Source organism: Clostridiales bacterium, from assembly GCA_015243575.1.
Classification (GTDB): domain Bacteria; phylum Bacillota; class Clostridia; order Peptostreptococcales; family Anaerovoracaceae; genus Anoxybacterium; species Anoxybacterium hadale.
In genome coordinates this window covers 1,420,544-1,440,801 of record CP042469.1, presented here as the reverse complement: position 1 = coordinate 1,440,801, position 20,258 = coordinate 1,420,544, and the positions used below count along the sequence as shown (strand labels likewise).

Sequence of the window (20,258 nt, the reverse complement as noted above, 5' to 3'; positions counted from 1 at the left end):
TTATCGTCGCAGTAAACCAGGGGGTATCTAGATGAATACGAATCTATTTGTGGGTTTGATCAATAATTCTGCACTTCTTATGGCCTTGATTGTAATTTATGAATTTTCTTACTTACTCAACGATCGTTGGAAACGGTCTGTTCCTCTAATCAATGGGCTTCTTATCGGTCTAATCGGTCTGGCAATCATGAGTGTTCCCCTCCATCTGAAAAGCGGCATACTCTTTGATACCCGCTCTATTCTCCTTGGTGTTACCGCCTTAACCTTTGGCGCTGTCCCTTCTGTAATTGCAGGTTTTATGCTGATTCTCTACCGGATCTATATCGGCGGAGCCGGAGTACTGGCGGGTTGTGCAATCATTATTTCCTCCTGTCTGATCGGCATCCTTTGGCGTCAATTCAATTTTTCGGACAAAAAGAAATGGAAGTGGATTCATATCTATCTTTTTGGAGTGATTCTTCATATCGCAATGCTTTCTTGTGTTTTCATATTGCCCTGGCCTCAGCCTCTTGAGGTTTTGACGGAGGTCAGCTTGCCAATCATGGTTCTTTATCCATTCGTAACGGTTCTGTTGAGTACAATTCTTTTTCATCAAAAGTATCGAAAAGAAGCACGAATGATGATCGATGAAGCTGAGGGACGATATGCTAGTATCTTCAATAGTAATTATGCGGTAATGCTTCTTATTGATCCAGAAACTGCCGATATTGTGGATGCAAATCCCGCTGCAGTTGAATTTTATGGCTGGCCCCTTGAAACGCTCAAGAAGATGAAGATCAGCGAGATTAATACGTTGAGCGAAGCTGAAGTAAAAGAAAATTTGAATCACTCTATAGCTTTAAAACAGAACCACTTTTTCTTTCGGCACAAAACCGCATCTGAAAAGGAAATTGATGTGGAAGTATACAGCGGGCCACTGATGATCAATGGAAAGCAAATCAATTATTCCATAGTCCATGACATATCCGAAAGCGCGGCTGCAACAAAGGCCCTGCAGGAAAGCGAGGAACGATTTCGCCTATTAATTGAAAGTGCACCGGAAGCAATCTTTATCCAGACAGATGGCAAATTTTCATTTTTAAACCGGTTTGCTGTTTCCTTGTTCGGTGCAGAATCTGAAGCTGAATTGATCGGGGCTTCTGTCATGGAGCGGTTTCATCCAGAGTACCATGCAATCATCAATGAAAGAATTCACCAGTTAAATGAGGAAAAGAAGGCGGTTCCGCCCAATGAGGAAGTTTTTATAAAGCTCGATGGAACTTCTGTAGATGTGGATGTCACGGCGGTTCCGCTGCACTATAGAAGTTTGGACGGAGCTCTTGTGTTCGCCAGAGATATTACGGAAAGAAAACGGCTGGAGCATGCAAAGAACGAAGTAGAAGCACAGCTGCGGCAGCAACAGAAGCTGGAAGCCATTGGCACTTTGGCAGGAGGTGTTGCCCATGAAATTAATAATCCAATCAACGGTATCATGAATTATGCACAGTTGATTTTAGATCTTTCAGAATCTCAAAATGAGTCCATCTCTCAGTATGCAGGTGAAATTCTGCAGGAGACCGATCGCGTGGCCACCATTGTGAAAAACCTGCTTCAGTTTTCCAGGCAGGAAAAGCAATCCCATAGTTATGCCAGCATATATGACATTATTAATCAGACGATTTCTCTCATCAACACAGTTGTGAAACGGGATCAAATTACACTGGAAGTGGATCTTGAAGACCATTTGCCGGATATTAAATGCCGGAGTCAGCAAATCCAGCAGGTCCTTATGAATTTGATGACAAACGCCAGGGATGCACTAAATGAAAAGTATCAGGAGTATGATGAGAACAAAATTATCCGACTGTCCTGTACTCACTTTTTTGAAGCGGATCGCAGATGGATGAAAATCATTGTTGAAGACCACGGAAACGGTGTTCCGGAGAATATTCGGGAAAAGATTTTTGAGCCGTTCTTTTCAACCAAACCCAAAGAAACAGGAACTGGGCTGGGTCTTTCTATCAGCTTCGGTATTGTTAAGGATCACCATGGCAGTATTTCCATCGACACCAAGGAAGGCTGCTATACAAAGTTTATACTTATTTTGCCTGTCGACAATGGCTGGAGTCTATGAGGGAGAATTATGTTTAAGGTTTTAATTGTTGATGATGAAAAAAGCATGCGAATTACTCTATCGGAATTTCTTAGACCGGAAGGTTATGAGATCGATACTGCTGTTGATGCAAACCAAGCCTTCCAGATGATGGATGAAATAAACTATGATATTATCGTGACAGATATTATCATGCCGAGAATTACTGGGATTGAACTGTTGGAACGAATCCGGAAAAAATCTCAGACCGTCCAAATTATTATTATGACCGGTGAACCTACGGTGGATACAGCAGTTAAAGCTGTTCAAAGTGGTGCAAATGATTATTTGACCAAACCAATCAAAAAGGAAAACTTCATATCAGCCATCCGCCATGCGGAAAAGGTTAAGAGACTGATCGACGAAAAGGAAGAACTGGAACGACAAAACCTTAAGTATCAAAGGGGACTGGAGCACATTGTAGAAGAGAAGACCAATGCGCTGAAAGCAGCAATGCAAGGGATCATATCGCTTCTTTCCTCAGTCGTTGAGGCAAGGGATCCTTATACCGCGGGGCATCAGAGAAGGGTAGGAAATCTTTCTGCTGAGATCGGAAGAAAGATGATGCTGGATGAAAAGGCTATTGAAGAAATTCGAATGATCGGTTATATCCACGATATTGGGAAAATCGCAATTCCTGCGGAAATTCTATCGAAGCCGGGATCCTTGACAGAGCTGGAATTGTTAATGGTTAAAACCCATTCCGACAGCGGTTATGAAATGCTGATGAAGGTCGACCTCCCAATTAACATTGCTCAGACCATTCGTCAGCATCATGAACGATGTGACGGAACAGGATATCCAAGAGGGCTTTCCGGGAGCGAAATTTCCATGGAGGCACAGATTTTGATGGTTGCAGATGTGGTGGAAGCCATGATGTCGCATCGGCCATATCGGCCGGCTCTTGGGCTTGAAAAGGCGCTGAATGAGATCAGAACCAATGGGGGCAGATATTATAACAGCGAGGTTGTATCTGCTTGTCTCTCTCTCTTTGAAGAGGATCATTACAAGATAGACGACAGCGAACATGAGATTGATTTTAAGCTATAATGCGGATTACAATGGAAAATGTCATAGCCCCATCTTTGAATGGTTAACTCAACCATTCATTGTAGAGCTAATATAAAAAGAAGCTGCAGGACAGATCAAATCGAAGGCTGCAGCTTTTTAGATGCTTTATTTGGATGCTTTATAAAGAAATAATATGGTTCTTAAAGTAAATCGTTGCTTAAGCGATAGCCGCTTCCAGCGCAATTTTCATCATATCGGTGAAGGACTTTTCTCTTTCCTCCGAAGTGGATTGCTCAGAAGTGATAAAGTGATCGCTGATGGTAATGATGCAGAGCGCCTTAGCTCCCAGATATGCTGCATTCATGTAGAGTGCGGCTGCTTCCATTTCTACAGCGAGAACGCCCATCTTGGCCCATTTCTGCCACCAGCCTTCCTGCTGCTCATAAAACACATCGCAGGATACGATATTTCCGGCATGGAAGGAGATTCCCTGCTTGTCCGCTGCGTCTTTGGCTTTCATCAAAAGATCGAAATCGGCACAGGGTGCATAGTTTCCGTTGACCCCAAAGGTATGGATATAGTTTGAATCAGTTGAAGCGCTCACCCCAAATACGATATCTCTGATTTTAACCTTTTCGTGGAAGGAACCTGCGGAACCAATACGGATCAGATTTTGTACTCCGTAATCATTAATCAGCTCCCAGCTGTAAATTCCCATGGATGGCATACCCATGCCGGTTCCCTGAACAGAAACAGGAACGCCTTTATAGATACCGGTATAACCCAGCATTCCTCTAATTTCGTTATAACATTTCGGGCTTTCCAAAAAATTCTCTGCGATAAATTTTGCTCTCAGCGGATCTCCGGGCAAGAGGATGGATTCGGCAATTTCTCCTTTTTTCGCAGCGTAAATATGTGCAGTCATAAAACGACCTCCTGTTTTTTTCTTATAGTATAGCATACCCGGTAAAAGAGTGGAAATACTTTATCTTTGTATCCATAAAGGCCAGGTGTTATGTGATGAAATTATATTTACTTGTCGTTCTAATTCATGTATTATAGTAATATCGCATATCATCTTATATAATATATAACATGATAATACATACCTTATTATGTAGTAATACTATTCTAGTGAGGAGCAAAGCAGGAAATGGAAAATAAACTGAAAGAAAAGTACCATGAAGTCAGCAATATAACATCGCTTAAGGATATGCTGAATTCCAGTGCGCAGCAACATAAAGACAGAACCGCCTTTCTGACGAAGAAAGTGAAGGGTGGGGCGTATGAGGAAATTACTTACGCGCAGGTCAAGAATGACGTTGATGCGCTCGGAACGAAGTTGATCTCAATGGGACTCAAGGATGCCGCAATTGCGATAATTGGTGAAAACTGTTATGAATGGATTGCATCTTATTTTGCGGTAGTAAATGGGGCAGGAATTGTTGTTCCTTTAGATAAGGAACTGGGAAAAGAAGAAATTCAAAATCTTCTGCGGACTGCGAACTGTAAAGCAGTATTCTTTACCCAGAGCTTTGAAGAGTACGTAAGCGATATCGAGATTGACTACAAAATCAGAATGAAGGTTTATGGAGATAGGACTGATCTAAACGAACCATTAAAAGTTTCTGACGCTGAGCCGGTGAAAGGCAGTATTTGTAACTGGGAAGACCTGGTGGCATCGGGCGAGGCATTGGTTCGTGGCGGCGACTTGAGCTTTATCGACAGTATTATTGATCCTGACGAAATGAAAATAATTCTGTTCACATCGGGAACAACGGATGCTGCAAAAGGTGTTATGCTCAGTCATCGCAATATTGCAGTAAACGTAATGGATACCTGTAAAATTGCTCTCATCACACCGGAGGATCGGACGTTATCCATCCTTCCGATCCATCATACATTTGAATCGACAATGGGTATGTCCCTTATTTTGTATCGGGGAGCCTCTACCGCGTTCTGTGAGGGGCTTAAATATGTAAATAAGAACTTGGTAGAAGCGCAGGCCACTGTGCTCATTGGCGTTCCGCTCATCTTTGAATCCATCTATGATAAAATCTGGAAACAAGCAGAAAAAACAGGAAAAGCCAAGACCCTGAAAAAGGCGATTAAATTCAATAAAACCATGAAATCGCTGGGCATGGATGCAAGCCGAAAACTGTTTAAGAGTATCCACGAGAAGTTTGGAGGGAAATTGAGGCTGCTGATATCAGGAGCAGCAGGAATTGATCCGAATGTTCTGCGGGGATATGACGATCTAGGTCTGAAAATGCTGCAAGGCTACGGTCTCACAGAATGTGCGCCCTTGGTTTCAGGAACCCCTGATTTCTATGATTCAAAGAAGGCAGGCTCCGTAGGGCCAGCCGTCGCAAGCGGTGAGATCAGAATCATCGACAAGGATGAAGATGGAATTGGTGAAATCATATACAGAGGACCAAATGTTATGCTGGGATATTACAATCTGCCGGAAAAAACTGCAGAAGTAATTCGTGACGGCTGGTTCCACACTGGAGATCTTGGATTTTTAGACGATGCGGGCTGGCTCTATATTACAGGCAGGAAGAAGAACGTTATCGTAACCAAAAACGGAAAGAATATCTATCCTGAAGAAGTAGAATATTACATTAACCGTAATAAATACATTCAGGAGAGCCTGGTTCACGGCTATGAAGATGATGACAATGAGGATACTCTGGTCAGTGCACAGGTCAGACCCAATTATGAGGTCATTTATGAGGAATTTGGAGAAGGTTTTGGGGAAGAAGAAGTTCAGTCGCTGATTAAACGAGTCATTTCAGAGATCAATGAGAAGCTTCCCATATACAAGCGCATCAGAAACATTGCTGTACGGAAAGACGAATTTATCAAAACCACAACGAAAAAAATTCAAAGACACAAGAATGTGTAATTTCTTTAAATATTTCCAAAAAGTCGCTGAAGCGAGTGAACCTATGAATACAAATAATCGATAAGAATCAAAAAGAAAAGAGAGCTTGAGATACCTGCCCCGATACGATCGGGAAGAGTGCTTCAAGCTCTGTTTTGCAGTAATCCTACAGGTGCAGATCACCTGCGGCTTCTGGCTGGTAAAGAACTTCCTTGATATGTATTTCTGTCATACCCGAGGGAACAGACCATTGGATTGTATCACCCTCGCTATAACCTAAGATGGCGGTACCGATTGGGGAAAGAATCGAAATTTTGTTTTCGATCAGATCCGCATCTTGCGGATAGACTAAGGTAACCTCTTCTTCGTTGCCATTGATTGAGATTAAAGCCTTAGAGTTCATTGTTATCACGTTTTGGGGTAACTTTCTCCCGTCAAGGACCTTCGCCTTTTCAATTTCGTCTCTCAAGTGCCCGAACGATTTATCTGACTGCAGACCTTCAAGCACTGCGTTCACGATTAATTTCTTTAACTTATTCTTGTCATTTTCTGTAATGTAAATTTGCCTGGACAACTCCGCACCTCCGTAAAATTTGAAAGCTTTTATTTTTCTAAAATAAAAAAATAAAAGGCCTTTCATTTAAATGCATTCTAATCACATTAAATAAAAGCCCTTCATAGGAAATGTGTGTAATCTATGACGGTTCTTTTCTCTAATGTTATTATATACATAAAATATGGGACGGGCAAGGGATTTATAACAAGTTTTTCTTTTGTTACCTGGTTGCGGATTCCAAAAATGTAACAGATCCATGATCGGCGTCCAGAAGCGTTCGTACCCCCATGGGGATTGTAATTTGAGGATAGATATGGCCTGCTCTGAAATTATTGATGGTGGGCTTTTGGAAGGGTTTGATGACCTCCTCAAAAACTTGAGACAACGTTAGATTGTGTTCAGGCTCTACATCGGGATCTCCGCAGTCTGCCCAGGTTCCGAGAATTATGCCCGCACAATCCCTGAATTTCCCGGCGAGAGCAAGACTCGTTAAGCCCCGGTCAATTTTGTAATTTCGCTCTTCTACTTCTTCAATAAATAAGATTTTGTTCTTTGTATTAATCTCATAGGGGGTTCCTAAAGTTGCTGCCAGCAAGGAAAGATTTCCTCCGATGATCTGGCCCTCTGCAACACCGGGATGAATGATTTCAATGGGTTCCCCTTTCATTTCAGGAGCTGCTCCTAAAGGCTTTGATGAAAGAAGGCTTTCCCTAAGACAGCCCAACGTAACCGAATCCAGCGAGTCCCAGCCGCGAGAGGGCATTGGTGAATGAAGTGTAATCAATTTGCATTTTTGATTGAGCGCGACGTGCAGCCCTGTGATATCGCTGTAACCAATCAGAAGCTTTGGATTCTTAGCAATGGACTTATAATCTATTTTATTCAATATTCGTGTCATTCCATAGCCGCCTCTTACACAGAAGATACCCTCGATATCTGGATTTTGAAAGGCATCGTTGATATCTTTCGCACGGATAACATCGGGGCCTGATAAATATCCGTGTGACATGGTGGCAGAGGGGTAAATGACTGGTTTTAAGCCCAGAAACTTAACGGAGTTGGCGCACAGCTTCAGTTTCTCCTCCGTTACAGGAGATGATGGAGCGATTAAAGCAATCCGGTCCCCGGCCTTTAGACATTTTGGTTTTAGCATAACGGACATTCTGCAAGTACCTCCTCATAAATCACATTTCTGCTTAATATTATATTAAGGAAGTTCTGATTTAATGAAGTGTGGCACGGAATTAATCAGTGCTTCCCTAATACAGAGAAGCAATTAATACTGCGGGGGAGGGATTTCAACTTGGTCAGTCACGTGAAATTGGATGAACTGGTAACAGAGTCGGAAAAATGGGCAGTGAGCGTGCGGCAGGACTTGCATCAATGGCCTGAACTTGGAAATGAAGAGTGTAGAACCTCTGAAAGAATCAAACGGGAGCTGAGTATATTGAATATTGATTATCAGGAAGTGCTCTCTACCGGGGTCGTCGGGACCATCCATAAAAGTGCAGAGAAAAAAACAGTCGCACTTCGGGCAGACATGGATGCGCTTCCGATCCAGGAGACGGTTCTCCTTCCGTTTGCCTCCAGAAGGAAAGGACTTATGCATGCTTGCGGACATGATGTCCATATGGCGGTAGTTCTTGGAACTGCAAGGGTTTTGAACGAAATAAAGGATGAAATTAATGGCAATGTTAAATTTATATTTCAACCCGCAGAAGAAACCACAGGCGGTGCAAGGCGCATGATGCGCAGGGGATGCTTGAGTCCCAGAACGGATTTTATTCTCGGACTGCATGTGAAGCCTGATCTCCCAGCTGGAACCATCGGTATCAAGTACGGGAAGGTCCACGCATCATCAGATACGTTTCATATTACAGTAAAGGGGAAGCACAGCCACGGAGCATACCCGGAAATGGGAATCGATGCAATAGCAGCTGCAGCACAGATTATATGCGGTGCTCAGAGTATTGTAGCAAGAAATGTTAGTCCTCTTAATCCTGCTGTCATTACCTTTGGAAGTGTCCATGGCGGCACTGCTGTCAATTTGATTGCGGATACTGTCATAATGGAGGGAACGATACGAGCCCTTGACAGTTTCAGCAGAGAGTTTTTGAAAATTAGACTGAAGGAGATGGCGCAGTCTACAGCAAAGGCTTATGGTGCGAGGGCGGAAGTGAAATTTAAAAAGGGATATCCGGTTTTGACAAACGATAACATTGTTGTCGACGCAGTACGGAATGCGGTTATTTGTGAGACCGCAATTGAGAAGGTTGTGGAGCTGAAGGAACCCACGATGGGTGTTGAGGATTTTTCCTATTATCTAGAAAAGGTTCCGGGAGCGTTTTTCTTCCTGGGAAGCGGCTTTAAAGGGCGGGAAAATGATGGGATACACTCCGGTGGTTTTGAAGTAGATGAAAAATGCATTGGAATTGGAATCCAATTGCTGGTGATGTCAGTTTTAAAGCTCCTAGAATAGAACCATAATTCATTGATAAACGGATAAAGCTTACAGCGATCCGCAAGTAGAATAAGCCCACCAGCCGCGGATTCATCAGCTGGTCAGGTTTTTGACACTCTCAGCGCTTCATTTCGCTATGTTCAGGCTGTCAAACAAACCTATCCATAAACCGTGTTTGACAGTAGCTGAACAAGCTGCTCAATTAAGCGGAGAGTGCAGAAAAAACCTTCCGACAGCTGCTTTCAGCCACGGTTGATGGGCTTATTCTTGCAATTTTGGATCGTATTTATTTCTTTATCCGTTTATCTTCCCTATGTCGTTCCTTGATTAAAAGCAAAATAAATCATGCCATGAACTGGGAGACACCGCCAGCTCTGGCATGATTAATTGTTTCCATATTTTGTGCATTTAACTTATGCACTGTGGGGACGGGTGAGATTATTCTGCTTTTGCTTTGTTGAATCTAGTCGTCATTCTGGAAACTTTTCTGGAAGCAGCATTCTTATGAATGGTTCCTTTTGCAGCTGCCTGCATCAATTTCTTTTCTGCTAAAGCCAGCTTAGCTTTCGCTGTGTCAAAATCTCCGGTAGCAATTGCTCCGTCAAAATTCTTCACGATCGCCTTCAGATGAGATTTAACTCTTCTGTTGACTGCTGTCTTCTTTGCGATGACACTGATTCTTTTCTTTGCTGATTTGATATTCGCCATTATTTCACCCCACTTTCGCAAAATATCGCAAGTTTGAGTATACATGAATAGAATGGAAAACGCAAGGCAAAAATATAAAAAGTTTAATAAATGCTTCTGCTTCAAGATATCACAAACGAAGATCGATGGAAAGAGAGATAAAGCAAGATGAAATTCAGAACGGATCTAGCGATTGAAAATAAAGAAATCTACGACAAAGAGAATCAAGAAGAAAAAATCGAAATAAAAGGTGTAGAGGTTGAAACTGATCACTATGAAGGAGCGGTGGATATCACCAGGATTAAAATAACCGATGAACATGGCAGTAAGATCTTGAGCAAGCCCATTGGCAATTATATCACCCTTGAGATTGACAGTGCAGTTGACGGAAGTGAAGAAATCAAGGAAAAAGCGGCAATGGCTCTGTCTCTTGAATTGAAGCGGTTGATCAAATTTCACAGTCAATTAAAAGTACTGATCATCGGCCTTGGCAACGATAAGGTGACTCCGGATTCGCTGGGACCGTATACAGTGGCCAAGGTCAAGGTTACAAGGCATTACTTTTTGATGTACGATACGGATAGTGACAATGAAATCTCATGTGTTAGCGGATTTATACCCGGGGTAATGGGTTCCACAGGAATGGAGACTGCAGATTTGATTCAGAGCGCTGCAAGGATTGCAAAACCTGAGCTTATTATAGCCATCGATTCTCTAGCAGCAAGGAATGTGGACAGGATTAGTACCACGATCCAGATTAGCGACACGGGAATTGCTCCGGGAGCAGGAACCGGTAATATGCGTAAACAACTCAATGAATCGACCCTCGGAATCAAGGTGATTGCGATTGGTGTTCCGACTGTAATCGATACAAAAACCTTAATATTGGATAATCTCAGTGGTTTTTTAAGTGATCCTGACGGGGCTGAGGCATATCTCGATGACAATGGATATCAGATGATTGTTACAGCTACAGATATCGATCAGGTGATCAAGGATTTTTCCGATATAATTGCAAATGGAATTAATATAACGCTTCATCCGGGCATATACTCTTAGTATTGCTGAGTGTTGAGGAGTTAAATCAATGAGAAAGAGAAGATACGGGGCATATAGCGGCAGGAGGAAATCTGGAAGCGGAAGACTGGCATTCATGACCTTACTGTTCTGGATTGTCTCCGGTTTTATTATGATTTCATTTATGCATGGCGGACCCTTGGGGATGTTTGAAGCACAAAAAGAAGATGTTGGTAAGATGTACATCGGAAATATCTTTCCCACTGTAAGCAGGAGTTCTTTTGAATCAAGAGAAGCTCTTGCAACATTACCGGATCAGAAAGGCGAAGCAGACTCTTTGAAGAATGAAAAGTCCTCTGGTTTGCTGAAGGGAATGATGGGATCTATGTTTCCTGGAGCAAAGGTTCTAAATGATGATCTTGCGGAAGAAGACCCGGGTTATTTCTTCACCCCTGAAGACATTGATCAGAGCGGTACTCCTAGTCCAGAACAAACCACGGATTCCGGCATCACAGCGGAGGTTCCTAACCCTACTCCTGCTGATGTAGATGTGAAAAAACCGGTGGTTATCATCTACCACACCCATGCAACAGAATCCTACCAGCCGGTAACAGAAGGGAATTTCCACTCTCTTAAAGAATACGGTACGGTCAGAGAGGTTGGAGATGTACTGACCGATGAACTGCGCAAGATGGGAATTCAAGTTGTTCACGATAAGACTCTTCACGACTCTCCGTCGTATAATCAGTCTTACTCCAGATCACTTGAGACCATTAAGACTTTGATGGCAAGTTATGATTCGGATAAAATCGTGATTGACTTACATAGAGATGCAGCAGGTTATGTTGGGAATGTAGCGAAAACCGTCAGTGTAAATAGCGAAACCATGGCTGGTTACAGCCTTGTAATTGGAACAGGCAATCCCAATGTTGAAGCTCTTCGCTCATTTGCAAATAAAATTAATAAGAAAGCTGAAGAGATGTATCCGGGATTTGGCGGTAAGATTATTGAGAAACCTTATAAATTCAACCAGTATGTAGCTGACAACCTTATTTTGCTTGAAGTTGGGAACAATGAGAATACCATTGAACAGACAAAGACAACCGCAAAATATTTTGCGAAAGTATTGGCTGAAGTAATTAAAGAAAATCAATAGAGTCAACAATTAAAGCAGAAACTTAAAAATACGAAGGTAACGCTGATTCAATGAAGTGCGCGCACGGAATGAGTCAGCGGTTTGCTAACTACAAAAGAAAAGGAATCAGTGCGCTGTAATCAGAAGCTTTTCTGCATTATGGAGAGCTGATTGGAGGAACAACACCATGAGATTAAAGAAAACAATTCTATTTATTCTTGTATTTTTAGCTGTATACGGCTTTACAGCTGTGGATGAAGCGTATTCGGATATGATGGATCAACCGGGCAAGATTACACTGCAGATCCGGAGAGTCAATTCGGATTACCTTACCTTATCCATGTTCGGAAAAAATGCGGCGATTAATATCAGCGAGCTGAAGGAAGACTGGAAGGAACTCAGCGGCAGTGTCACAGCAGGACTGGACACTGCCGTTTCTGAAATTCAGGGATTCTTAGGTATCGTTGAAACAGAACGGGACTATAACGTATTTAAAACAGAGATATTGTAAAGGGTACTGCTGGTGTGTTATAATGAACGCTGTAAACGAAGCAAAATATGAAATTTTGCCTTCGAGATGCGTTTATTGTATCGGTGTGAAGCAAATCGGAGCATCGATTTGCACGGATGATAGAATAAACGCTGTATATAAAGCAAAATATGAAATATTTGAAAATATATTGGGAGGAACAATGAATTCGTACCAGCAATTGATAAGAAATTTCTGCATTATAGCGCATATAGATCACGGAAAATCCACCCTGGCAGACCGTATCATTGAAAATACAGGCCTCGTTTCCCACCGGGAGATGAAGGAGCAATTTTTGGACAACATGGATCTGGAACGGGAACGAGGAATAACCATCAAGCTTCAGACCACAAGGCTTGCTTATCGTGCAAAAAACGGAAACGAATATATCTTTAATCTCATTGATACACCTGGACATGTGGACTTTACGTATGAAGTTTCCAGAAGTCTTGCAGCTTGTGAAGGCGCGGTGCTCATTGTGGACGCAACTCAAGGCGTAGAAGCCCAAACTCTTGCCAACGTTTATCTTGCTTTGGATGAGGAACTTGAGATTCTTCCGGTAATTAACAAAATCGATCTGGCAAGCGCTAGGCCTGATGAAGCGAAGCTGGAGATTGAAGATATCATTGGAATTGATGCCCATGATGCACCTTTAATTTCGGCGAAGGAAGGGATCGGAATTGAGGATGTTCTTGAAGCCGTCGTTGAAAAGGTTCCGGCACCAACTGGTGATGCAGGCGGTAAACTAAAGGCATTGATCTTCGACTCCTATTATGATAATTATCGAGGCGTGGTCATTTACACCCGTGTATTTGACGGCAAGATTAAAAAGGGTGATTTGATCCGCCTTATGAATACGAAAAAGAAGTATGAGGTCACAGAGGTAGGCGTTTATTCTCCGGGCCCCGTGCCGGTCAGCGAACTTTCTGCCGGCGAGGTAGGCTATATCTGTGCCAGCATTAAGCAGGTTGCCGATGCCAGAGTAGGAGATACCATTACATTGGACCATGATCCCACAGAAGAACCTCTGCCCGGCTATAAAAAAGTTCAGCCTATGGTTTACTGCGGTATCTATCCTGCAGAAGGGGAAAAATACGAAAACGTCAAAGATGCGCTGGAAAAGCTGCAGGTAAATGATGCGGCCTTCCATTTTGAACCGGAAACCTCCACAGCGCTTGGTTTCGGATTCCGATGCGGATTTTTGGGACTTCTTCATATGGAAATCATCGTGGAGAGACTGGAGAGAGAATTCGACCTCGGCATTATTACAACCTCGCCAAGCGTAATCTACAAGGTTGTGATGAATGACGGAACAGAAGAAATGATTCAGAATCCTTCTAATCTACCGTCACCGCTATTGATCAACCACATTCAGGAACCAATCGTAAAAGCAGACATAATGATTCCGAAAGAATATGTCGGCAGCATTATGGAAATCTGCCAGGAGCGTCGGGGAAAAATGCTTCACATGGAGTATATTACCGAAAGCCGCGTAGCGCTTCATTATGAAATGCCGCTGAATGAAGTAATCTATGACTTCTTTGATGCTTTGAAATCAAAGACCAGAGGCTACGGTTCCTTGGATTATGAGTTTATCCGATATGAAAAGTCAAATGTTGTGAAGATGGATATTCTGCTGAATAAGGATCTGGTGGATGCCTTCTCCATGATCGTGCATGAGTCAAAGGCCTACAGCAGGGGACGCTTTGTCTGCGAGAAGCTGAAGGAAATCATTCCACCCCATCAGTTTGAAGTTCCTATTCAGGCTTCCATCGGTCAGAAGGTTATTGCCAGAGAAACCGTTAAAGCATATCGTAAGGACGTACTTGCAAAATGCTACGGCGGTGATATCTCAAGAAAGAGAAAACTTCTGGAGAAACAGAAGGAAGGAAAGAAGCGAATGAGACAGTTTGGCAGCGTGGAGGTTCCTCAGGAGGCATTTACAGCGGTGCTGAAATATGATGACAATAAATAAAGCTGTCGAAGGAAACGGCAATTCTATCAAAGTAAATAACGACAAAATCATAAGCCCAAGGAAACCCTTGGGCTTATATATCCATATCCCATTTTGCATTAAAAAATGCAATTACTGCGATTTCCTGTCCTTTGAAGCAGGCTATGATAGTCAAAAGGCTTATCTGGGTGCTTTATTAAAAGAAATCGAAATCTGTTCTGAAAAATACCATAACAAATATTATGTCGATTCGATCTTTGTCGGCGGAGGTACACCGTCTTTGGTCGATACCAGCCTTTTAAGGGAATTGACTAAGGCGCTCAAGAAAGCGTTCGACCTTTCGGATGATGCTGAAATAACCATAGAGAGTAATCCCAAGACGCTAAACAAGGAAAAACTTGAGGCTTACCTTGAAATGGGAATCAATCGTCTCAGCATCGGCACCCAGTCTTTTGATAACGATCTTCTGACACGTTTGGGCAGGGCTCATAGCGCTGAGGACTTTTATGACAACTATTCTCTCGCTCGGAGCTGCGGTTTTTCGAATATTAATATTGACCTGATGTTCTCCATCCCGGGACAGAATCTAAAGCATTGGCAAGAAACGCTGCAGTGTGCAGTGGACCTTGCACCGGAGCATTTGTCTTTTTATAGCCTTCAAATAGAAGAAGGGACTCTTTTCTTCCAAATGAAGAAAGAAGGTACTCTTGTTGAGACCGACGGGCAGGAAGACCGTGATATGTATCATTACGCCCAATCCTTTTTGAAGGAGAAGGATTATCTCCAGTATGAGATTTCCAATGCGGCAAAGAAAGGATATCAATCTCGGCACAATTTGAAGTACTGGTCTATGGAGGACTATCTTGGAATGGGGCTTGGCGCTCACTCTTTTATGAGTGGCACACGATTCAGCAATGTTACGGATTTTAAAACATATCTCAGCGCGGAGGGTGCCTCAGAGGTTTGGAATCATCTCAATTCCAGAGAAGACAATATTTCTGAATATCTCTTTACAGGTCTCAGGAGAATAACCGGTGTTGATCTGAACGACTTTCAAAAGAGATTTGGAGAACAAATAACGGATGTGTTTTCCCAGAATTGGATGCAAATAGAGAGGTATATAGAAGATGAGTACTTGATCTATGACGGTAACCAGCTGCTGTTTACGGAAAAGGGAATTGATATTTCCAATACAATCCTGACTGAGTTTATAATTTAATGAAGCCCTAATCAATGGAGGATGGCAGGCTTGGCCATTTTATCCATGTCTCAGCTTTTCTGCTGCTTGATTCAATACGATAATGCTTTCTGACTTGACTGTGGAATTTGCATAGATACCTTTTTCTGCATACTCCATAGCCTTCTGGGAAAGCCGAGCGGCGTCCTGATAACTCCCGGAGCGAAGCTGCTGTTTTGCAAGCTTCAGACTGGCATTTGCGAATATCGCCCAGAACTCATCCTGCAGCTCCGGCGGATATCCTTCTTCCATTTTTAGAATTTTATCGTAAGCACCTTCTGCAAGGTGCTTTTTTGCACGGTTAAGAATTGTGATAGAATCATCTTTTTGATCGGGAATCAGCTGAAAGAGCGGAATGTCAAGAACCCGAGAAAGGTACTCCAGCGTTTTAATGGAAGGCGTAGCGGTACCGCTTTCGATTTGGCTCAGCATATTTCTGGTGATAAAATTGCCCACCACTTCACTTTGCGTCATCTTTCTGGTGATTCTAGCTTCTTTAATTTTTCTTCCGAGCTCTACAGAATTCATAATCCACCTTTAATCTTATTTCGCTTTAATCTTGTCTCGTTTTCTATGATGTAAGTATGATTTACTTTATATTAACAAGGATAATTGCTAAAATCAACTGAAATTATCAACTTTTATCATTGACAACGTTTTGACGAGTGCTATAATTAAGGTAAATAAGATTTACCATCATAATCTTTCGCTTTCCTGTCGATATGTGGTAAAAATGTGATATAATAAATGCGCATAAGAAACAAAATCCCCTTAGATTTTGTTCAGCTTGAACGCATTATTACAAAGAATCAAAAGGCAAAGGAGGAGATTACATGACAGAATGGTGGAACGGATTGGATGGGGCGTTAAGAATCTTATATTGTATTGCGATACCGTCGACTCTTGTGATGGTGATTCAGACCGTTCTTTCGCTGCTGGGGGGTTTTGAAGGCGGCGGAGGAATTGATACAAGTGATACTTCAGGTATCGATTTTCATGGGGGATCAGATATAGGCGAAATAGCAGATGCCTCCGATATGGGGGATATCGGCAAAATAAGCGATGGGGGGAATCCGCATGATTTTTCAATCATGAGTATGATTACCCTTCAAGGAATTGTTACGTTTCTGACTGTTATGGGGTGGAGCTCTATTGTGGGAGTGACATCAGGAACACCGGTGTTTCTCAGCGTTATGGTGGGGATTGCCATGGGTTTTGTAGCGATGTATGCGGCGGCAAAGCTGCTGCACGCCTCGAGAAAACTCACGGAAAACGGAACCTTGGATCTGAGGAATGCAATCGGTGAATCGGGCAGAGTATATATACCCATTCCGGCAGGGGGCTCCGGCATCGGAAAAATAACAATGCAGGTTCAGGGAAGATATGTCGAATGCAGCGCAATTGCGTTCGGCGAAGAAATGCTCCCTACAGGAGAGTTGGTTCGAGTTACGGACGTCAGAAACGATATTTTGATCGTAGAAGAAGATCAGTAGTTTATAAGGAGGTAGTAAGAGTATGAGTATTCAAGTATTAATCGCAGTTTGTATCATCGCGGTCGTTTTGCTTTCGACCATTATTTTAATTCTGTCGCGGTACAGAAAGTGCCCTTCAGACAAAGTGATGGTAATCTATGGTAAAGTCGGCAACGATAAAGATGGGCAGACAAAGAGCGCAAGATGTATTCACGGGGGCGCGGCATTTATTATTCCGGTTATTCAGGCGTATCAATATATGGATTTGACGCCGATTTCCATCAGCGTTGACCTGACCCAGGCGCTTTCGAAGCAGAACATCCGTATCGATGTACCATCTAGATTCACCGTTGGTATTTCAACGGAGCTTGGTGTTATGCAGAATGCAGCAGAAAGGCTTTTAGGTCTGAGACTGCAGGAAATTCAGGAACTGGCAAAGGATATTATCTTTGGTCAGCTCAGACTTGTTATCGCAACAATGGATATTGAAGAAATCAACACAGATCGTGATAAATTCCTGCTTGCAGTATCAAACAATGTTGAGATTGAACTGAAGAAGATCGGTCTGAGGCTGATCAACGTAAATATAACGGACATCAATGATGAGTCTGGCTACATAGAGGCACTCGGTAAAGAAGCTGCCGCTAAAGCCATCAATGATGCGAAGAAAAGCGTTGCTGAGAAAAATAGAGACGGTGAAATCGGTCAGGCAAATGCACATAAGGATCAGCGTATCCAGGTCGCTGCTGCTGATGCAAGCGCCATCGACGGAGAAAATACTGCTAAAATTGAAGTAGCTCAGTCAGAAGCAAGAAGAAGAGAAAAAGAAGCGGAAGCACTGAAAATGGCTACCGCTGCTGAAGCAGTTCAGGCTGCAAGAGCAAAACAGGAATCTTACCTTGCACAGCAGGAAGCGGAGCAGACTCGTGCCCAGCTGGAAAAAGCAACGCAGACAGCAGACGTTCTGATCAATGCACAGATCATGAAAGAAAGAGCAGAGATCGAAGCGGAGGCGCAGGCGGAAGTAATGAGACGTAAAGCTCGCGGTGAAGCGGATGCGATCTATGCAAAACTGGAGGCAGAAGCCAGAGGTGCAAGAGAGATTCTTGCAAAGCAGGCGGAAGGTATGAAGCTTCTTGTGGAAGCTGCCGGTCAGGATGCAGATGCTGCTGTTAAGCTGATCATTGCAGATAAGCTGGAAGATCTGACTAGAATTCAGGTCGATGCCATTAAGAATATCAAGATTGATAAGGTTACTGTCTGGGACAGCAACGGAGCAGGTGAACAGGGCAAGACTGCAACCGCAAACTTTCTTTCCGGGATGATGAAGTCCATTCCTCCAATGAATGAACTGTTCCATCAGGCGGGTATGGAACTGCCTGCTTTCCTCGGAAAAGAACTGGGTGAGGATACAAAAGAAGCAGTAGCTGTTTCGAGCGACACTGCTCTGAACCAAGATCTCCAAGCTAACGCCAGCCTGAATCAGGAAGCTTCAGATGATGAGGCAGAGGGAAAGAGACAGGCAGTACGCAGACCACTGAGAGACTAACGTATGGAGCAGTACATCATGGCACTGGATCAGGGAACCACGAGTTCCCGGTGTATTCTATACAACAAAAAGGGCGAAATTATAAGCCTTGCGCAAAAGGAATTCACCCAGATCTATCCCAAGCCGGGCTGGGTCGAACATGACGCAATGGAAATCTGGTCTACCCAGATTGGGGTTGCTCAGGAAGCCATGTACAAGATTAACGCCGGTTATAAAAACATCTGCGCCATCGGCATTACCAATCAAAGAGAAACAACCATCGTATGGGATAAGGAGACCGGGAAGCCGGTCTCTAATGCCATTGTATGGCAATGCAGACGGACCGCGGAGTATTGCGACAGCCTGAAAGAAAAAGGATTGTCGGAAACGTTTCGGAATAAAACGGGATTACCCATCGACGCATATTTTTCAGGGACAAAGATTAAATGGATTCTAGACCATGTGGAAGGAGCGGCAGAGCGGGCACACCGCGGTGAACTTTTATTTGGAACCGTGGAAACCTGGCTGATTTGGAAGCTGACTGGGGGCAAGGTTCACATAACGGATTTTTCAAATGCCTCAAGAACGATGCTTTTTAATATCCACACACTTGAATGGGATCGAGAAATACTAAATGAGCTTGGGATACCCGTTTCTATGCTGCCTGAGTCAAAACCTTCCAGCCACATTTATGGTGTAACGGACAGTTCTATTTTCGGTGGAGAAATTCCCATTGCAGGAGCTGCGGGAGATCAGCAAGCTGCCTTGTTTGGTCAGACGTGTTTCTCAGAAGGAGAAGCGAAGAATACCTACGGCACCGGTTGTTTTCTCCTAATGAATACTGGAACGAAACCAGTTCATTCCCAGAAAGGGTTGCTGACCACCATCGCATGGGGGCTTGATGGAACGGTAAATTACGCACTGGAGGGCTCTGTATTTATTGCAGGAGCTGCCATCCAGTGGCTCCGAGATGAACTGGGTCTCCTGGACCGTTCGGCTGACTCGGAGTGGATGGCAAGAAAAGTTGAGGATACCAATGGGGTATATCTCGTTCCTGCCTTTGTAGGGCTGGGAGCGCCATACTGGGATCCTTATGCAAGAGGAACGCTCGTAGGACTCACCAGAGGTTCCAATAAATACCACATTGTAAGGGCGACGCTGGAATCTCTCGCTTATCAATCCTATGACGTATTGAAGGCTATGGAGGAAGACTCTGGGATTCGGCTTGCGGCTCTAAAAGTGGATGGTGGAGCATGTGCCAATGATTTTCTGATGCAATTTCAATCTGACCTAATGGACGTATCTGTAAAACGTCCTGTAACGATTGAAACCACTTCCTTGGGTGCTGCGTATCTGGCGGGGCTTGCGGCTGGATATTGGAACGGAAAAGAGGATGTTCTGGATAATTGGCAAATTGAAACGACCTTCCAGCCGGAAATGAAATCTGAGGTCAGAACAGAATTGCTGAGAGGTTGGCAGAAAGCGGTTTCAACTTCCTTCGGATGGGCCAAATAACATGGAATGAAAATTTCGATCACACGGAGAAAACGGTATCGTATAAACATTACTAGAAATTGTACTTGAAATATTGCTAGAAATTGTGCTTGAAATTGCTCACAAATTGCATTAAAATATTGCGTGATAATTAAAGAT

At 43.3% G+C, this 20,258-nt stretch carries 16 protein-coding genes and 1 pseudogene; 12 read left to right on the top strand and 5 right to left on the bottom strand.

Annotated features, from left to right (window positions below):
- Window positions 1–31 precede the first annotated feature (31 nt).
- Window positions 32–2,113 (top strand): PAS domain S-box protein, encoded by a 2,082-nt coding sequence (locus FRZ06_06280; GenBank protein ID QOX62974.1) that lies wholly within the window; start codon window positions 32–34, stop codon window positions 2,111–2,113.
- 9 nt (window positions 2,114–2,122) lie between these two features.
- Window positions 2,123–3,181, top strand: a complete 1,059-nt coding sequence (locus tag FRZ06_06275; protein QOX62973.1) for a response regulator — start codon at window positions 2,123–2,125, stop codon at window positions 3,179–3,181.
- 178 nt (window positions 3,182–3,359) lie between these two features.
- Here FRZ06_06275 and deoD read toward each other — a convergent pair whose 3' ends face one another.
- On the bottom strand, window positions 3,360–4,067 hold the full coding sequence (deoD, locus tag FRZ06_06270) for a purine-nucleoside phosphorylase (protein ID QOX62972.1): 708 nt from the start codon (window positions 4,065–4,067) through the stop codon (window positions 3,360–3,362).
- 228 nt (window positions 4,068–4,295) lie between these two features.
- On the opposite strand from deoD, the gene FRZ06_06265 reads away from it, so the two are divergent.
- On the top strand, window positions 4,296–6,050 hold the full coding sequence (locus tag FRZ06_06265; GenBank protein ID QOX62971.1) for an AMP-binding protein: 1,755 nt from the start codon (window positions 4,296–4,298) through the stop codon (window positions 6,048–6,050).
- 145 nt (window positions 6,051–6,195) lie between these two features.
- Here the strand turns inward: FRZ06_06265 and FRZ06_06260 are convergent, their stop codons facing one another.
- Complete coding sequence (locus FRZ06_06260) at window positions 6,196–6,603, bottom strand: nucleoside diphosphate kinase regulator (protein QOX62970.1); 408 nt, start codon at window positions 6,601–6,603, stop codon at window positions 6,196–6,198.
- A 202-nt stretch (window positions 6,604–6,805) separates the two neighbouring features.
- Window positions 6,806–7,738, bottom strand: a complete 933-nt coding sequence (locus tag FRZ06_06255) for an LD-carboxypeptidase (GenBank protein ID QOX65860.1) — start codon at window positions 7,736–7,738, stop codon at window positions 6,806–6,808.
- Between the two features lie 78 nt (window positions 7,739–7,816).
- Between FRZ06_06255 and FRZ06_06250 the strand changes: the two genes are divergently transcribed.
- Window positions 7,817–9,064 carry an amidohydrolase gene (locus tag FRZ06_06250; GenBank protein QOX62969.1) on the top strand — a complete coding sequence of 416 codons (1,248 nt, stop codon included), beginning with the start codon at window positions 7,817–7,819 and terminating at the stop codon, window positions 9,062–9,064.
- Between the two features lie 420 nt (window positions 9,065–9,484).
- Here FRZ06_06250 and FRZ06_06245 read toward each other — a convergent pair whose 3' ends face one another.
- The gene (locus FRZ06_06245) at window positions 9,485–9,754 is read right to left on the bottom strand and encodes a 30S ribosomal protein S20 (protein ID QOX62968.1); all 270 of its coding nucleotides are present in this window, start codon (window positions 9,752–9,754) and stop codon (window positions 9,485–9,487) included.
- A gap of 147 nt (window positions 9,755–9,901) precedes the next feature.
- Here FRZ06_06245 and FRZ06_06240 point away from each other — a divergent pair, with 147 nt between their 5' ends.
- The 5 genes from FRZ06_06240 to FRZ06_06220 all read left to right on the top strand — a co-directional run bounded on the left by FRZ06_06240 (window position 9,902) and on the right by FRZ06_06220 (window position 15,587).
- Window positions 9,902–10,792, top strand: coding sequence for a GPR endopeptidase (locus tag FRZ06_06240; GenBank protein QOX62967.1), 891 nt, complete (start codon window positions 9,902–9,904; stop codon window positions 10,790–10,792).
- Between the two features lie 28 nt (window positions 10,793–10,820).
- A complete protein-coding gene (locus FRZ06_06235; protein ID QOX62966.1) occupies window positions 10,821–11,906 on the top strand; it encodes a hypothetical protein in 1,086 nt (361 codons plus the stop codon).
- A 166-nt stretch (window positions 11,907–12,072) separates the two neighbouring features.
- Entirely contained in the window at window positions 12,073–12,396 is a 324-nt protein-coding gene (locus tag FRZ06_06230; GenBank protein ID QOX62965.1) for a hypothetical protein, read from the top strand.
- A 181-nt stretch (window positions 12,397–12,577) separates the two neighbouring features.
- Complete coding sequence (lepA, locus tag FRZ06_06225; GenBank protein QOX62964.1) at window positions 12,578–14,389, top strand: elongation factor 4; 1,812 nt, start codon at window positions 12,578–12,580, stop codon at window positions 14,387–14,389.
- The gene (locus tag FRZ06_06220; protein QOX62963.1) at window positions 14,373–15,587 is read left to right on the top strand and encodes an oxygen-independent coproporphyrinogen III oxidase; all 1,215 of its coding nucleotides are present in this window, start codon (window positions 14,373–14,375) and stop codon (window positions 15,585–15,587) included. Before lepA ends, FRZ06_06220 begins: the two co-directional genes overlap by 17 nt.
- A gap of 345 nt (window positions 15,588–15,932) precedes the next feature.
- Here the strand turns inward: FRZ06_06220 and FRZ06_06215 are convergent.
- A pseudogene (locus FRZ06_06215) lies at window positions 15,933–16,133 on the bottom strand (helix-turn-helix transcriptional regulator).
- Window positions 16,134–16,438: 305 nt separating this feature from the next.
- On the opposite strand from FRZ06_06215, the gene FRZ06_06210 reads away from it, so the two are divergent.
- Genes FRZ06_06210 through glpK form a run of 3 tightly spaced genes read left to right on the top strand, consistent with a single transcriptional unit; the run spans window position 16,439 to window position 20,120 of the window.
- Window positions 16,439–17,098: an NfeD-like protein gene (locus FRZ06_06210; protein QOX62962.1), complete on the top strand. Its 660-nt coding sequence runs from the start codon at window positions 16,439–16,441 to the stop codon at window positions 17,096–17,098.
- Between the two features lie 22 nt (window positions 17,099–17,120).
- Window positions 17,121–18,626 carry a flotillin family protein gene (locus FRZ06_06205; GenBank protein QOX62961.1) on the top strand — a complete coding sequence of 502 codons (1,506 nt, stop codon included), beginning with the start codon at window positions 17,121–17,123 and terminating at the stop codon, window positions 18,624–18,626.
- Between the two features lie 3 nt (window positions 18,627–18,629).
- On the top strand, window positions 18,630–20,120 hold the full coding sequence (gene glpK, locus FRZ06_06200; GenBank protein ID QOX62960.1) for a glycerol kinase GlpK: 1,491 nt from the start codon (window positions 18,630–18,632) through the stop codon (window positions 20,118–20,120).
- The last annotated feature ends 138 nt before the right edge of the window (window positions 20,121–20,258 follow it).

What these genes read in the sequence shown, in the direction of transcription:
- FRZ06_06245 (QOX62968.1), bottom strand. Translation starts at nt 9,754, where the DNA reads ATGGCGAATATCAAATCAGCAAAGAAAAGAATCAGTGTCATCGCAAAG.
- FRZ06_06240 (QOX62967.1), top strand. Translation starts at nt 9,902, where the DNA reads ATGAAATTCAGAACGGATCTAGCGATTGAAAATAAAGAAATCTACGAC.
- FRZ06_06275 (QOX62973.1), top strand. Translation starts at nt 2,123, where the DNA reads ATGTTTAAGGTTTTAATTGTTGATGATGAAAAAAGCATGCGAATTACT.
- lepA (QOX62964.1), top strand. Translation starts at nt 12,578, where the DNA reads ATGAATTCGTACCAGCAATTGATAAGAAATTTCTGCATTATAGCGCAT.
- FRZ06_06255 (QOX65860.1), bottom strand. Translation starts at nt 7,738, where the DNA reads ATGCTAAAACCAAAATGTCTAAAGGCCGGGGACCGGATTGCTTTAATC.
- deoD (QOX62972.1), bottom strand. Translation starts at nt 4,067, where the DNA reads ATGACTGCACATATTTACGCTGCGAAAAAAGGAGAAATTGCCGAATCC.
- glpK (QOX62960.1), top strand. Translation starts at nt 18,630, where the DNA reads ATGGAGCAGTACATCATGGCACTGGATCAGGGAACCACGAGTTCCCGG.
- FRZ06_06265 (QOX62971.1), top strand. Translation starts at nt 4,296, where the DNA reads ATGGAAAATAAACTGAAAGAAAAGTACCATGAAGTCAGCAATATAACA.
- FRZ06_06220 (QOX62963.1), top strand. Translation starts at nt 14,373, where the DNA reads ATGATGACAATAAATAAAGCTGTCGAAGGAAACGGCAATTCTATCAAA.
- FRZ06_06205 (QOX62961.1), top strand. Translation starts at nt 17,121, where the DNA reads ATGAGTATTCAAGTATTAATCGCAGTTTGTATCATCGCGGTCGTTTTG.
- FRZ06_06280 (QOX62974.1), top strand. Translation starts at nt 32, where the DNA reads ATGAATACGAATCTATTTGTGGGTTTGATCAATAATTCTGCACTTCTT.
- FRZ06_06230 (QOX62965.1), top strand. Translation starts at nt 12,073, where the DNA reads ATGAGATTAAAGAAAACAATTCTATTTATTCTTGTATTTTTAGCTGTA.
- FRZ06_06235 (QOX62966.1), top strand. Translation starts at nt 10,821, where the DNA reads ATGAGAAAGAGAAGATACGGGGCATATAGCGGCAGGAGGAAATCTGGA.
- FRZ06_06210 (QOX62962.1), top strand. Translation starts at nt 16,439, where the DNA reads ATGACAGAATGGTGGAACGGATTGGATGGGGCGTTAAGAATCTTATAT.